This is a genomic window from Sinorhizobium numidicum (assembly GCF_029892045.1).
In the GTDB taxonomy this organism is placed as follows: Bacteria; Pseudomonadota; Alphaproteobacteria; order Rhizobiales; family Rhizobiaceae; genus Sinorhizobium; species Sinorhizobium numidicum.
The window spans coordinates 2,704,335-2,718,318 of the sequence record NZ_CP120368.1 but is presented as its reverse complement, the minus strand read 5'-3'; the positions used below and the strand labels follow the sequence as shown (position 1 = coordinate 2,718,318).

Genomic DNA, 13,984 nt, shown 5'->3' with positions numbered 1-13,984 from the left:
TCGGCCCTCACTGTCCGAGCCGCTCGAGCAGAGCAGGTACGTGCACCTGGTCGGCCTTGTAGTTGCCGGTCAGCATGTACATCATGATGTTGACGCCGGAGCGAAAGGCATATTCGCGCTGCATCTCGTCCGGCGGAACCGTCGGCAACAGGGCGACGCCGTTTGCGTCGATCGCCCAGGCACCGGCAAAATCGTTTCCGGTGATCATGATCGGCGTTACCCCGTCGCCCGCGCGCGCCGGCCGATTGCTCGGCTCCTCACTGTTGTCGAGCTGCGCCTCGATCCAGAGCGGGCTGCCGGTGTAGCGGCCTGGGAAGTTCGCAAGCAGATAGAAGGCCTTGGTCAGAACATGATCTGCGGGAACAGGTTCAAGCGGCGGTATGTCGAGATTGCCGAGAATGGCCTGGAGACGTTCCGCGTTGGGGCTGGTTCCGCCTGAGGACCCGCCAAGCGAGGAAAACTGGTCGCGCGTATCGAACAATACCGTGCCGCCTGCGCGCATGTAGGCATCGATGCGGCTGACGGCCTGTGGGCTCGGCATGGGCGCGTTGGCAGAGATCGGCCAGTAAATGATTGGGTAGACGCTGAGTTCATCCTTGGAAATATCGAGCCCGACCGGAGCACCGGGCTCAAGCGTCGTGCGGTAGGTCAGGAAATCGGTGAGCCCCATGAGACCGCGTTCGGAAAGACGGTCCACATCGTCTTCACCTGTGACGACATAGGCGAGGTGCGTTGTATCCAATCGCTCGAGGATGCGCTGATCATCGGGGCGCGTGTCATCCGCGAAGGCTTGCGGCGGAAGGAGCACGACGGACGCAGCCAGCATAAAGATCATCGTCGCCGCAGCCCTCGCCACACGGATGCGCGAAAAAGCGCCGCTCATGAAGAGCACGATGACGGCGTCGGCGAGAAGCAGAAGCAGCGCGGCCGTCAGCAGCGCCGGTTTCAGCGACCAGCTTTCCGCGCCGGCCAGCCGCTCGAAGGTATGGGGGCCTGCCGTCGTCATGTCGATCTTCTTGAGTTCCGTGTCGCGCGGCAGCAGGTTCAGCGCGGTGAAGCCGTCTTCCGAGCCATAGAGCCCTGGCGGGTTCTCCGGTGTCGCGACCGGTGTCTTGCCCGGGAGGATGTCGAGCGGACGTGCATTGCCGGTCTCAGCCACGAGCAGGCCATCGGCGTTGAGGAGCCGGTAAGGCGGCAATGCCTGTGCCTGCACCTGTTTACCTTCGCCGGCGACGCCGCCGCTGCGCGAAAGCTGGACGCTGCGACGGAGCATTTCCACGAAATGCCCTGAGATCGGCAGGTTCGACCAGGTCGCTTCAGCGCTGACATGGAAGAGGATGATGCGGCCGGCGCCCTGTGCCGCCGTCGTCACGAGCGGGGTGCCGTCGGCAAGGCTTGCCCAGGTGCGTTCGGCAAGATCGGCAGTCGGCTCGGCCAGAACCTGCCGCTTGACGAAAATATCGGTAGGACGCGCCATGCCGGCAAAGGGGCTGTTGACGGGATAGTCGGCAAGCGGCTGCGGCTCGGACCAGGAAAGGGCGCCGCCGAGCGCACGCTCTCCTTGCCTGAGCGTGACGGGAACCAGCGGATCATCTGCGGGGGCTGCGGCAAGCCGAGGCCCGGCAAAGCGGATCAATGTGCCGCCATTTTCGATCCATTTCGTCAGAAGCGGGTAGGTCTCCTCCGGCAGGCGGCCGATATCGGCCATGATCAGAACCGACGGCCGCTGTTCGAGGAGCTCGGGAATCGCCACAGCCAGATCGGTTTCCCGCGGCTCGACCAGATCGGCGTAGGGAGCCAGTGCCCGATTGATGTAATAGAGCGGCGACAGCAGCGGCTGAGAGAGGTCGCGCGCTTCGCCGCTCAACAGCGCCACGCGGCGCCGGCGGAAGCCGTCGTCAAGCAAGTGGGTGGCACCGGCCGTCGCGGCATTCTCGATGCCGATGCGGGCGAAGTCGTTGCGCAGTTCGAAGGGAGCCTCGATCGTTCCCTTGGCGGTCGCCTCGCCGGGCGCGAATTCGACCGTGCCGTCGGCGATCGCACGGCCGCGCGTGTCGTAGGCGACAAGGGACAAGGAGCGGCGGTCGTCGGTCTTCAAGCGCGTTGCGGTGACAGACATGCCGGTCGAGTCGTTGCTGGTGCCGGTGAGCGCTATCGCCTGACTGCCGTCCGCCTCGATGACCTTGAGGGCGGCAGCGCCTATTTGGGCCAGCGGTGCCATGGTCTTGCCGTCCGCGGCCTCGATGCCGTCGGTAACGAAGGCGATCGTCCCTGGCGGGGCGTTCTCAAATGCCGTTTGCAAGGCAGCGATCGCTGATCCTCGGTCGGCAGGCAGCGGCTCGGGCGCGGCCGCAGCCAGCCGGTTGCGCGCGGCTCCCGCCGATCCGGGCGTCGCGTCATGCTGTCGATCGCCGGTAAAGACGATCGACACGGGAAGATCTTTCGCCTCGGCGTCATCGATCAGCGCCGAGGCGGCCTCTACCCGCTGCTCCCAGTCGGGTGCCGTCGCCCAGCTGTTGTCGATCAGTAGCGCCAAGGGACCGGAGGAAGAGAGCGCGTTGCTGCGCGGATTGAAGACCGGATCGGCGATCGCGAATATGACGGCGGTCGCCATCACCATCCTGAGGAGCGTCAGCCACCACGGGCTCTTCGACGGCGTCTCCTCGCGCTTCAGCACCGACGCGAGAATGCGCAGCGGCGGAAAGACTTCGGCTGCAGGTCTTGGCGGCGTCATGCGCAGGAGCCACCAGATCACCGGCAGCGCGACAAGTGCCGCCAGAACGGCTGGGTTGGCAAAGAGGAAGGGAAGGCCGCCGATCATAGCGCTCCCCCATGCGTCGCCCGGCTGGGCATTCCCGAAAGATACATATGCACGGCCACCAGCGCCTCGGATGCCGGCCGATCGGTTCTGTGGGGGATGAAGGTCCAGCCGAGATGACGGAGGTTCGTGCCCAGGCTGTCGCGGCGCGCGAGATAGGCGCGCTGATAGTCGTCGCGGAGGATCTCGGCGCGACCGGCAGTCAGCTTTTCTCCCGTTTCCGGATCCGTGAACTCGGTGCGACCGGCATAGGGGAAAACCTCTTCGGCGGGGTCGGCAATCTCGACGACATGTCCGCGCAGGCCGCGGCGGGCAAGCGGGCCGAGCCGGTCCATCACCTTTTCCGCGGGGTCTAGAAAGTCACCGATCAATACCAGATCGCTGGTGCCGCGGATCATGCTGGTTCCGGGCAGGCCTTCGGCGAGCGGGCTCAGCATGATAGCGGTTGCCAGCCGCTCGGCGGCGTTGCGGGCGGAGACCGGCTCCATTACGCCCGGGCAGCCGATCCGCTCGCCGGAGCGGGCGAGAATTTCGGCGAGCGCCAGCATCAGCACCAATGCGCGGCTTTCCTTCGAAACGGCACCGAGCGTCGACTTGTACATCATCGAGGGCGAGAGATCGGCCCAGAGCCATATCGTATGCGCCGCCTCCCATTCGCGGTCGCGGACGTACGTATGGTCGTCGCGGGCCGAGCGGCGCCAGTCGATGCGCGACAAGCTCTCGCCTTCGCTGTAGGGACGGAACTGCCAAAAGTTTTCGCCGATGCCGCGCTTGCGCCGGCCGTGCCAGCCGGAAATAACCGTATTGGCAATCCTGCGCGCTTCGACAAGGCAGTCGGGAACGAGCATCGCGCGTTGCTGCGCGCGCGACAGAACCTCGCCAGAAGGAGTTCGCGCGACTATGTGCCCGATGGAGGCCATGCGCTATCCCTTGGCTCGTTTCACCAGCTCGGCGATAACATCGCGAACCGTCATGCCTTCGGCGCGGGCGGCGAAGGTCAACGCCATGCGATGCTGGAGGACGGGCTCGGCAAGCGCCAGGATATCGTCGACCGAAGGTGCCAGCCGGCCATCGTAAAGCGCGCGTGCCCGAGCACAGAGCATCAGCGCCTGGCCGGCGCGCGGACCCGGTCCCCAGGCGACGTTCTTGTCCGTCGCCGCATTGCCGTTGCCTGGACGGGCGGAACGGACGAGCGCCAGGATGGCATCGACCACCTTTTCGCCGACCGGCATTTGGCGGATCAGGCTCTGGACCTGCTGGAGGCGCTGAGCGTCGATCACGGACCGCGCCTCCGCCTCCGCCACTCCGGTTGTCTCCAGCAGAATCTGCCGCTCGGCGGCGAGCTCGGGATAGCCGACGTCGACCTGCATCAGGAACCGGTCGAGCTGCGCCTCGGGCAGCGGGTAGGTGCCTTCCTGTTCGAGCGGGTTCTGGGTCGCGAGCACGTGGAAAGGCTGCGGCAGGTCCTTGCGCGCGCCGGCGACGGTGATGTGATATTCCTGCATGGCCTGAAGCAGCGCCGACTGCGTGCGCGGCGAGGCACGGTTGATCTCGTCGGCCATCAGCAATTGCGTGAAGATCGGGCCTGGAATGAAGCGGAAGGAGCGATGGCCGGCTGCGTCCTGGTCCATCACTTCGGAGCCCAGGATATCGGAGGGCATCAGGTCGGGCGTGAACTGAATGCGGCTGTTGTCGAGCCCGAGAACGGTGCCGAGCGTGGCGACGAGTTTGGTCTTGGCAAGACCGGGCACGCCGACAAGCAGCGCATGCCCCCCGGAAAGAACGGCGAGAAGCGTCTGCTCCACCACGCTTTCCTGGCCGAAGATGACCTTGCCGACTTCCTCGCGAATGAGCGCGATTTCGCCGAGAGCCGCTTCCGCGGCGGCGACGATCGCCTTCTCGTCAGCCAGTTCGACCGCGCTTTTCATAACACTCATCGCCGTTCTCCCCGGTCGTTCTCTGCTGAACCGAATTGGCCATCGCCCGATATTCAGTTCCTATTTTTCAATTTAGACTCTGGCGGACGGCTGACAAGCCGCCGCCAACGCACTATCTCGTGAGCCTGCATCAAGCTCTTGAAGCATACCGCGCTGACTTCAAAGCACGAAATGCGGATGGATGCTCCGAAAATAAGCGGCGGAGCATCCGGCACGTCCGGCGAACGCGCTATATTTTAGATGCAAGATCAGGACCAAACGGGACGGAACGATGGCAGAAGCGAAGATTCAGCAAACGGGCGATGCGGCGGGCCTCGCCGCGCTGATCGCACGCGCTGCTGGTGAAAAAGGCGGTGAAGCAAGGGAACTGCCGCCCGTCGAACGCTGGAATCCGCCATTCTGCGGCGATATCGATATGGAAATCCGTGCCGATGGAACCTGGTTCTACATGGGCACGCCGATCGGCCGTCAGCCGCTGGTCAGGCTATTTTCCACTGTCCTGCGCAAGGACGAGGACGGCAAGACCTATCTCGTCACGCCTGTGGAAAAGGTCGGCATTCGTGTCGCCGATGCGCCGTTCGTCGCCGTGGAGATGAACGTGTCGTCGCGGGAAGGTGCAAATGTGCTGACGTTTCGCACCAATGTTGGCGATGTGGTGGAGGCCGGACCGGAGCACCCGCTGCGCTTCGTCACTCATGGCGAGAACCGCGAACTAAAACCATATCTGCATGTGCGCGGTCGTCTCGATGCGCTGGTTTCGAGGCCGGTCATGTACGATATCGTCGAACTGGGCGAGACCTGTGACGTCGACGGTGTCGCGATGTTCTGCGTCAAATCGGCCCAGGCGGTTTTCCCCATCATGCCGGCGGCCGAACTGGAAGCGCTGTCGCGATGAGCCCCCACCCCTTTTCCGCCGACGAGTTCCGCCGCCGGGCGCTTGCCCAGGCGGGCGGACCGGTCGAGACCGCCTGGCGCGATCACGGCGATTTTCTTCTCAATCCCGGTATCGTCCCTTATCTCGAGACCCTGCATCTGAAGGATGCGGCCGTGCTCGTCCCGGTCGTCGACGACGGCGATGATGCGAGGGTAATCTTCACGCAGCGCACCTCGACATTGCGCAAGCATTCCGGACAGATTGCTTTTCCGGGCGGGGCCGTCGATCCGGAGGACCGGTCCATCGAAGTTGCCGCGCTTCGCGAGGCGCAGGAGGAGATCGGGCTCGATCCGCGCTTTGTCGAAACGATCGCTCGACTGCCGCACTACATGGCCATGTCCGGTTTCCGCATCACCCCGGTGCTCGCCGTCGTTCAGCCCGGTTTCGAGCTCGTGCCGAATCCGGAGGAGGTGGAAAGCGTGTTCGAAGTTCCACTGTCGTTCCTGATGGATCCGGTCAATCACGGCCGCGGTCGCAGTCATTGGCAAGGCGCCGAGCGGCATTTCTATCGCATGCCCTATGGCGACTGGAACATATGGGGCATTACGGCGGGGATCGTCCGCATGCTCTATGAAAGGCTCTATGCATGACCTCCGTTGCCGCCGAGCCCTGGTTCGAAGTTGCTTCGCTCCGTCGCGTCTTCGAACTGTTGAACGTTGACGGCGGCGAGGTGCGGGTCGTCGGAGGTGCCATTCGCAATAGCCTTCTCGGCTTGCCTGTCAGCGACGTCGATTTGGCGACCACCTGGCGACCCGAGGAGGTGGCAGCGCGCGCAAAGGCGGCCGGCATCAAGTCGGTTCCGACCGGGTTCGACCACGGTACGATCACGCTCGTCGTTGACGGCACTCCTTACGAGGTGACGACGCTGCGCCGCGACGTGGCGACGGACGGGCGCCGCGCGGAAGTGGCCTTCGGCACCGACTGGAAAGCGGACGCGGAGCGGCGTGACTTCACGATCAACGCGCTCTATGCGGCCCGCGACGGAGAGGTCTTCGATTATGTCGGCGGCCTCGCGGACGTCGAGACGCGAACCGTTCGTTTTATCGGCAATGCCGCCGAGCGCGTCGCCGAGGACTATCTGCGTGTCCTCCGCTTCTTCCGGTTTTTCGCCCATTACGGCCATGGCCGTCCCGATGCCGAGGGACTGAGAGCCTGCGCGCAGGCGCGCGCCAAGCTCTCGACGCTTTCCGCCGAACGCGTCTGGGGCGAGACGAAGAAGTTGCTGTCCGCCGCCGATCCCGGCCGTGCGCTTCTCTGGATGCGCCAGGCCGGCGTGCTCAGCGAAATCCTGCCCGAGACCGAGAAATGGGGCATAGACGCCATTCCGGGCCTAGTGACCGCGGAGAGGATCTTTTCGTGGGAGCCCGACCCGTTGCTAAGGCTCGCGGCAATCGTTCCTCCGGATGCCGAGCGGCTCGAGGCGATGGCAGCCCGGTTGCGCCTGTCGAAAGCGGAGGGCACCTATTTCGGCCGGTTCGCCAATGCCCCGGAGATCGCCTCAACCCTCGCGGACGCGGCGCTCGACCGCCTGCTTTACCGGCACGGCACTGATGGGATCATCGTCCGCATCAGGCTTTCGCTCGCCTCCGCCCGTCGCAAGTCGGAAAACGATCCGGCCTTCCTCGCCGAAACAGCGGCGTTTCAGCGGCTACTGGCGCGCGCGGAAAAATGGCGCCGCCCGGTATTTCCACTCGGTGGGGCCGATGTCCTGAAGGCGGGTGTCGCGGCGGGACCGAAGGTCGGCGAGTTGTTGGCGGAACTCGAAAATTTTTGGATCGAGCGCAATTTCAATGTCGACCGGGCGACGCTTGTCGCCCGGCTCGAATCCATGGCGCGTGCCGGCTGATCGCATATGCCGCATTGCGCCTTGGCGCTCCCGACGTCATGCGGCCTGAGTCTCGTCGACGATCCGCGCCTTGATGTTGTCCACCATATTTTCGCGAATGATCGTCTCGCCGTGGGTTTCGCGCATGTGTTCGACGGCCCGCCGAACGATTTCCGCGTCATTGTCGGCGCGGGTGTGCCAAGGGCAACCCGGGACGAGCGAACCGCATTCGAATAAGCGCATGGTGTTCCTCCTTCCTTCGGATCACGATGATTTTGGGTCGGTTCGAGCCGAAATCTGAACGTGATCGATTTTCCAGCGCCGCGCGTCTCGCCAGACGCGCAAAGATCGCTGCAGCACTTTGAAACGCTGCATGTTTTTATCCTTAAATCGGCTCCGATTGAAGGAAACATGCAGCAGGAAGTTGGAGCGGGATGTGGCGAAAAAACCTCCCCCCGCTCGCCTTGCATAGGGCAGAACCGCCGTCAGGCTGTGACCTGCCGGCCGAAAGCGTAGCATCAACCTGCGGTTCGGCCAAATTGTTCCGGTCCCTAATTTTGGCAAAGAAATTTCTATAAAGAAGCGGTTTGTTGATGCTATGGCTTTGCCAACTTCAAGACTCGCAAAGGCCGTTTCCGAACCATGACCGCGACCGTACAATCGGAACTGATTGCCGCCATTCGGAGCATTCCGGACTATCCGAAGCCGGGCGTCATGTTTCGCGACATCACGACCTTGCTCGGCAATCCAAGAGCCTTCCGTCGTGCAATCGATGAGCTCGTGCACCCCTATGCCGGGACCAAGATCGACAAGATCGCCGGCATCGAGGCGCGCGGCTTCATTTTGGGCGGCGCGATTGCGCATCAGCTTTCGGCCGGTTTCGTGCCGATCCGCAAGAAAGGCAAGCTGCCGCACGACACGGTGCGGATCGCCTACAGCCTCGAATACGGCGTGGACGAGATGGAGATGCACAAGGACGCGATCGTGCCTGGCGAGAAGGTGATCCTCGTCGATGACCTGATCGCCACCGGCGGCACCGCCGAGGGTGCGGCCAAGCTTCTGAAGCAGATGGGCGCGGACATCGTGGCCGCGTGCTTCATCATCGATCTGCCTGAACTCGGCGGGCGCAAGAAGCTCGAGGCGCTTGGAGTAGACGTCCGTACGCTAATCGAGTTCGAGGGGCACTAGCCGGATCATTCTCGGACCCGTTCAGGCAACCATCAGCTTTGTGGCCACGCGAGCATCGCTGCGTCGATGATGGAAGAAAGCTTCTCCGGCGATGCACCATCGCGAGCCTGGATCGACAAGCCTTCGAGCACTGTGGTGTAGAAGGCGGCAAGCCTGTCCACGTCTGCGGACGGAGGAAGATCTCCTTCGGCAATCCCTCGTTGAAGCCTCTGCTTCAGGCTGCGCTCGCCGTTCAGACGGTTTTCCGCAAGAAAGCGTCTGACCTCCTCGTTCTCCGGTGCACCCAGAAGCGACGAGAGCACGATCATGCAGCCTCGCGGTTTGGCCGCGTCGGTATAGGCGACTGCGTTTGTGCGCAACATCTCCTCGACGGCCGCACGGGCACTTGTGGCGCGCTCCAGACTGCGGGTGACGTGGAGACCCTCGGTTCGTTCGTAAAGCTCGACCGCTTCACGGAAGAGTTCCTCCTTGCAGCCGAACGTCGCGTAGAGGCTCGGCTTGTTGACGCCCATTGCTTCAACAAGATCCTGGATCGACGTTCCCTCGTAACCTCGGCTCCAGAAGACTCGCATGGCTTCCATAAGTGCCGAGTCGCGATCGAAGGTCCGCGGTCGCCCTACTGTTGAAGAGGCCTTTTTCTTCTTTGCTTCGATCGCCGTCATGCTTCAATTGCTCTGAGACCGGCAACGCCGATGCCGATCAGCACCAGAAAGAGGATACGCATCGCCGAGATCTGTTCGTGAAGGAACATCATACCGAAGGCTGCGACACCGAACACCCCTATCCCGACCCAAACTGCGTAAGCGGTTCCGACTGACAGATGTTTCAGCGCGAACGCCAGCAGCACGAGGCTGGTCATCGCGATGCCTATGCCTATGACGCTCGGCCAGAACTTGGTCAAACCGTCCGCCTGCTTGAGCGCGAGCGCCCAAGCAATTTCGAGCAATCCGGCGATTATCAGCAAAACCCATGCCATGGCGGTCCCGCACTACCCGGTCAAGCTGTGAAGCCGCCGTCGATCGCAATCGACGCACCGGTGATGAAACGGCCGTTGGCGCTTGCGAGATGGCCCGACCGTGGCCGCGATGTCCGCGGGCTGCGCGTAATGTTTAATCGCCATCAGTTCTAGTTCGGCCGCAACCGCCGGTCCGTCGGCCGGATTCATGTCCGTGTCCGTCGAGCCCGGATCGACGACGTTGACCGTTATGCCCCGTTCGCCGACTTCTCGAGCCAACCCCTTGGTCAGGCCGACAAGCGCCGACTTGCTCATCGAATAAAGCGTAACACCGCCATAGGGCACCCGCTGAGCAAAGCATGAGCCGATGGAGATAATCCGGCCGCCGCTGGTCATATGGGCAAGTGCCGCCTGGCAGGCGACGAAAACGCCTCGGACGTGGATCGCCAGCGTCCGGTCGATCTCTTCCAATGAGACGTCCCAAAAAGGCCCTGAGGGGAATATGCCGGCATTGTTGACGAGGATATCGAGGCGACCCAGTTCGGCCGGCACGCGATCGACTGCGGCACCAATCTCGTGCGGGCTGCCACTATCCGCCTTTATTGCCAGCGCCCGTCGTCCCAGCGCCTCAACGTGGTTGACGAGCGCCGACGCTTTTTCCTGCGAACGTGCATAGGTGAATGCGACGTCGGCTCCGCGTTCGGCCAAATGCCGAACGATGGCAGCGCCGATGCCGCGCGTCCCTCCTGTCACCAGTGCAACCTTGCCCTCGAACTCCATCAACCTTTTCCATTTTTGTACCGATCGTTTAAAATCTGATACTCTCTCATTGTTCCTCGGTCAAGAGTTTAGAACCGATCGGTCAAAATCTGTATAGATTGAGTGCTGGAGTTGCAGCGCGGGAGCTTATTTGCGCACTGCCGCCGGCCGGCGCGCAGTAGCGTCGGGGAGCGGGGGAGCGGATCCGGCATTCCACCCCGGCGGCGCCCGCTCAGGTGAACTCGATCACCCTGCTTTCGAAACGGATGACCGTTTCGCCGTGCTGGTTCTCGCCCTCGCAAAAGATTGTGTTGATCCGCCAGCCAGGTCTGGAGGCGAGGGCGCGAGCTTCGATAAAGGTGACGGCGTAAGTCACGGTGTCGCCAGCGTAGACCGGCTTCAGCCATTTGAGATCCCGGAAGCCTGGGGACGGGCCAAGCTTTGGCGCCTGCAGCCCCTCGGCCGCCAGCCGGCGTATCTCATCGTCCCAGAACCGCACGAAGCACTGCATCCAACCGGCGCTCGTGTGCCAGCCGGAGGCGCAAAGACCGCCGAAGAGCGAGCGCCTGGCCTCCTCCTCATCAAGGTGGAACGGCTGCGGATCGAAATCGCGGGCGAAGCGGACGATATCCTCAGCCGCGAAGGTCAGGCTGCCGATAATAATCCTCCGGCCGGTTGTACAGAGCTCTTCCAGCGTCATCATTGCTGCGGCTCATTCTGGCGGCTTCGGAAGAGCACCGAGCATTCCGAAATTGCCATGGGCTCGCCGCTCTGATTGCTGATCTCGTTTCGGAATTTGACGATGCCGATGTCGGGCTTGGATTTGGACTGGCGCGCCGCCAGCACGATGCTGAAGCCTCCGAGGACATCACCTGCAAGCACCGGCTTCTTCCAATCCATGAAGTCGATGCCGGGCGAGCCCTGCGAGGACGAGTTGCCAAGAAAGGCGTCGATCATCATCCGCATGCCGACGGCGCTTGTGTGCCAGCCAGAGGCGGAGAGGCCGCCGAGTATACTGCGTTTGCCGGCCTCCTCATCGAGATGCATCGGCTGCGGATCGAATTCGCTGGCGAAGGTGATCATGTCGGCAGCCTGCATCAGGAGCGGTCGATAATCGAAGCGCCGTCCTGGCGTGAAATCCTCGAAATAGAGCATGTCCACTATCCTCGTTGTGCCTTGCCGCCGTTGCCTAGGCTTGGTTCAGCCCGGCAGAGTTTCCAGGGTTGCGCGTGTCGATCGTTCATGCAATCAGCTTACTAGGGGTTGTGCCCGTCCGTCCATTGTCGAGGAATATAACGTGACCGAGCTAAACAGGGCGCTCACCGCGGCTGCCGAGAGGGGAATTATTTCTCCGGATCAGATAAATGATCTCGAAGCGCATCTTTCCGATCGCGGCATTGGCGCTCGGGTGCTCAAGGTCGCGCGTGACGCATCTAACGGCAAGCCCGCTGATGCGCAAGCGGCCTTAGAGAGCGAGCAACCACGTTTCCTCAGAGGCTTTCACGACATCCTGATCACAATTGGCGTCGTCGTCGTCTTGGTCGGCCTTTGGGGTATAGGCGGAGCGATCGCGACGCTGCCGCTGATCGTCATGCTTGCGGAAATCCTCGTGCGGCGGCAACGGCTGGCGCTGCCTGCAGTCGCACTGACTTTGGCGCTCGTTCATTGGATCACTCTCGGGATGTACGGGCTGATCAACGCTCTGCAAAGTGCATCGGAACCGACAACCCTCGTGCTGATCTACGTCTGCGCATTTCCGCTCCCTCTCGGGTTATTCTACTGGCGGTACCGGATTCCCCTGGCATTTGCCCTGCTCGTGTTGTCGATCGCTTCGGTAGCAATCGCCTCGATCTTTACCGTTATCGAGAAAACCTGGGGGATTGACGCTGGTCTGATGGCCTATCCATATCTCGCACCGAGCATTCTGCTCGTCGCGGCAGTGGCGGTCTTTGCGATTGCGATGCGCTATGACATCGCGGATCCCCAGCGTCTATCAGTGCGGTCGGATATCGCCTTCTGGCTGCATCTCGCCGCGGCGCCGGCATTGCTCTACGCGATGCTTTCTTTCGTCATAGTCTCGGGCGGCGACGAGGCGTGGTGGAGCGGTGAGAGGGGCCTGGGTCAGGCGGTCGCCGTCGTAATTCTTGTCGCTCTGTTCATGACAATCGGTCTCGTGATCGACCGCCGCGCCTTTGTGACATCGGGCCTGTTGTCACTGGGCGCTGCCATTTGGGCAATCCTCAACAAGAGTGGAGCTTCACTCGACAGCTACGTCTTCATCGTGTGTGCGGTGGTCGGATTGACGGTGCTCGTCATCGGCATTTTCTGGCAGCGGCTGCGCCGCATGGCGATAAGCCTGCTGCCGGCCGCGATCACGACACGACTGTATGCCGTGCCGTGATTGCGACGGATCACACTGTTTACGTATTAAAGCGGAAGTGAATCACGTCGCCGTCCTGGACGACATAGTCCTTGCCTTCGTCTCGCGCCTTGCCGGCCTCCTTGGCGCCCGTTTCGCCGCCATAGGCGATGTAGTCGTCATAGGCGATGGTATTGGCGCGGATGAAGCCGCGTTCGAAATCCGAATGGATGACGCCGGCGGCCTGCGGCGCCTTGGTGCCGCGGGGGATCGTCCAGGCGCGCGTCTCCTTCGGGCCGACCGTGAAGTAGGTGATGAGGTCGAGCAGCTTGTAGCCGGCGCGGATCAACCGGTCGAGGCCGGCTTCCTCAAGACCGAGCGCGGCGAGAAATTCCTTGGCTTCTTCTTCCGGCAACTGCGCGACCTCGGACTCGATCGCAGCCGAGATGACCACGCTTTCGGCGCCTTGAACCTTGGCCATCTCGGCGACGGCGCGGGTGTGCTCGTTGCCGGTGGCGGCGTCGCTTTCGGCGACATTGCAAACATAGAGAACCGGGTGTGCCGTGAGAAGATTGAGGCCCTGGAGGATGCGCAGCTCGTCCGCGTCGAGCTTCGAAAGCAACGTACGCGCCGGCTTGCCCTCCTGCAGGAGCTTCAACGAAGCTTCCATCACGGGAAGCTGCGCCATTGACTCCTTGTCCCTGCCGACTGCGCGCTTGCGCGTCTGGTCGGTCCGCCGCTCAAGGCTTTCGAGGTCGGCGAGCATCAGCTCGGTTTCGATCGTCTCGGCGTCCGCGACCGGGTGAATGCGGCCTTCGACATGGGTGATGTCGTCGTCCTCGAAACAGCGCAGCACGTGGACCACGGCGTCTACCTCGCGGATGTTGGCGAGGAACTGGTTGCCGAGACCCTCACCCTTCGATGCGCCACGCACCAGGCCCGCGATATCTACGAAGGAGATGCGAGTTGGGATGATCTCCTTCGACTTGGCGATGTCTGCGAGCTTGCGCATGCGCGGATCAGGAACGGCGACCTCGCCCGTGTTCGGCTCGATCGTGCAGAAGGGATAGTTTGCCGCCTGCGCCGCTGCCGTCTTGGTCAGTGCATTGAAGAGTGTGGACTTGCCGACATTCGGCAGTCCGACGATACCGCATTTGAAGCCCATGGCTAAAACCTGTCGTTCTGGAATTCCTTGGCGGTGGCTATGGG

The 13,984-nt window shown here is 62.6% G+C and carries 14 protein-coding genes and 1 pseudogene; 5 read left to right on the top strand and 10 right to left on the bottom strand.

Going from position 1 to position 13,984, the window contains the following annotated elements; translation table 11 throughout:
- Window positions 1-7 precede the first annotated feature (7 nt).
- Genes PYH37_RS24250 through PYH37_RS24240 form a run of 3 tightly spaced genes read right to left on the bottom strand, consistent with a single transcriptional unit; the run spans window position 8 to window position 4,755 of the window.
- Complete coding sequence (locus PYH37_RS24250) at window positions 8-2,821, bottom strand: DUF4159 domain-containing protein (RefSeq protein WP_280734005.1); 2,814 nt, start codon at window positions 2,819-2,821, stop codon at window positions 8-10.
- The gene (locus tag PYH37_RS24245; protein WP_280734004.1) at window positions 2,818-3,738 is read right to left on the bottom strand and encodes a DUF58 domain-containing protein; all 921 of its coding nucleotides are present in this window, start codon (window positions 3,736-3,738) and stop codon (window positions 2,818-2,820) included. Before PYH37_RS24245 ends, PYH37_RS24250 begins: the two co-directional genes overlap by 4 nt.
- A gap of 3 nt (window positions 3,739-3,741) precedes the next feature.
- Entirely contained in the window at window positions 3,742-4,755 is a 1,014-nt protein-coding gene (locus PYH37_RS24240) for an AAA family ATPase (RefSeq protein ID WP_280734003.1), read from the bottom strand.
- Window positions 4,756-5,026: 271 nt separating this feature from the next.
- Between PYH37_RS24240 and PYH37_RS24235 the strand changes: the two genes are divergently transcribed.
- Genes PYH37_RS24235 through PYH37_RS24225 form a run of 3 tightly spaced genes read left to right on the top strand, consistent with a single transcriptional unit; the run spans window position 5,027 to window position 7,535 of the window.
- Entirely contained in the window at window positions 5,027-5,650 is a 624-nt protein-coding gene (locus tag PYH37_RS24235) for a DUF1285 domain-containing protein (protein WP_280734002.1), read from the top strand.
- Entirely contained in the window at window positions 5,647-6,279 is a 633-nt protein-coding gene (locus PYH37_RS24230; RefSeq protein WP_280734000.1) for a CoA pyrophosphatase, read from the top strand. The genes PYH37_RS24235 and PYH37_RS24230 overlap by 4 nt, the downstream gene beginning before the upstream one ends.
- Window positions 6,276-7,535: a CCA tRNA nucleotidyltransferase gene (locus PYH37_RS24225; RefSeq protein ID WP_280733999.1), complete on the top strand. Its 1,260-nt coding sequence runs from the start codon at window positions 6,276-6,278 to the stop codon at window positions 7,533-7,535. The genes PYH37_RS24230 and PYH37_RS24225 overlap by 4 nt, the downstream gene beginning before the upstream one ends.
- A 36-nt stretch (window positions 7,536-7,571) precedes the next feature.
- Here the strand turns inward: PYH37_RS24225 and PYH37_RS24220 are convergent, their stop codons facing one another.
- Window positions 7,572-7,757: a DUF1059 domain-containing protein gene (locus PYH37_RS24220; protein WP_280733998.1), complete on the bottom strand. Its 186-nt coding sequence runs from the start codon at window positions 7,755-7,757 to the stop codon at window positions 7,572-7,574.
- Between the two features lie 399 nt (window positions 7,758-8,156).
- Between PYH37_RS24220 and PYH37_RS24215 the strand changes: the two genes are divergently transcribed.
- Complete coding sequence (locus PYH37_RS24215) at window positions 8,157-8,702, top strand: adenine phosphoribosyltransferase (protein ID WP_280733997.1); 546 nt, start codon at window positions 8,157-8,159, stop codon at window positions 8,700-8,702.
- Between the two features lie 32 nt (window positions 8,703-8,734).
- Here PYH37_RS24215 and PYH37_RS24210 read toward each other — a convergent pair whose 3' ends face one another.
- The 5 genes and pseudogenes from PYH37_RS24210 to PYH37_RS24190 form a co-directional block, all read right to left on the bottom strand.
- Window positions 8,735-9,364 carry a TetR/AcrR family transcriptional regulator gene (locus PYH37_RS24210; protein ID WP_280733996.1) on the bottom strand — a complete coding sequence of 210 codons (630 nt, stop codon included), beginning with the start codon at window positions 9,362-9,364 and terminating at the stop codon, window positions 8,735-8,737.
- Window positions 9,361-9,678, bottom strand: a complete 318-nt coding sequence (locus PYH37_RS24205) for a DMT family transporter (RefSeq protein ID WP_280733995.1) — start codon at window positions 9,676-9,678, stop codon at window positions 9,361-9,363. The genes PYH37_RS24210 and PYH37_RS24205 overlap by 4 nt, the downstream gene beginning before the upstream one ends.
- 20 nt (window positions 9,679-9,698) lie before the next feature.
- Window positions 9,699-10,440: pseudogene (locus PYH37_RS24200) on the bottom strand (3-oxoacyl-ACP reductase family protein).
- 208 nt (window positions 10,441-10,648) lie between these two features.
- Complete coding sequence (locus PYH37_RS24195) at window positions 10,649-11,119, bottom strand: MaoC family dehydratase (protein WP_280733994.1); 471 nt, start codon at window positions 11,117-11,119, stop codon at window positions 10,649-10,651.
- Window positions 11,116-11,571, bottom strand: a complete 456-nt coding sequence (locus tag PYH37_RS24190) for a MaoC family dehydratase (protein ID WP_280733993.1) — start codon at window positions 11,569-11,571, stop codon at window positions 11,116-11,118. The genes PYH37_RS24195 and PYH37_RS24190 overlap by 4 nt, the downstream gene beginning before the upstream one ends.
- A gap of 142 nt (window positions 11,572-11,713) precedes the next feature.
- Here PYH37_RS24190 and PYH37_RS24185 point away from each other — a divergent pair, with 142 nt between their 5' ends.
- A complete protein-coding gene (locus PYH37_RS24185) occupies window positions 11,714-12,817 on the top strand; it encodes a hypothetical protein (RefSeq protein WP_280733992.1) in 1,104 nt (367 codons plus the stop codon).
- A gap of 19 nt (window positions 12,818-12,836) precedes the next feature.
- Here the strand turns inward: PYH37_RS24185 and ychF are convergent, their stop codons facing one another.
- Window positions 12,837-13,940: a redox-regulated ATPase YchF gene (ychF, locus tag PYH37_RS24180; protein WP_280733991.1), complete on the bottom strand. Its 1,104-nt coding sequence runs from the start codon at window positions 13,938-13,940 to the stop codon at window positions 12,837-12,839.
- Between the last annotated feature and the right edge of the window lie 44 nt (window positions 13,941-13,984).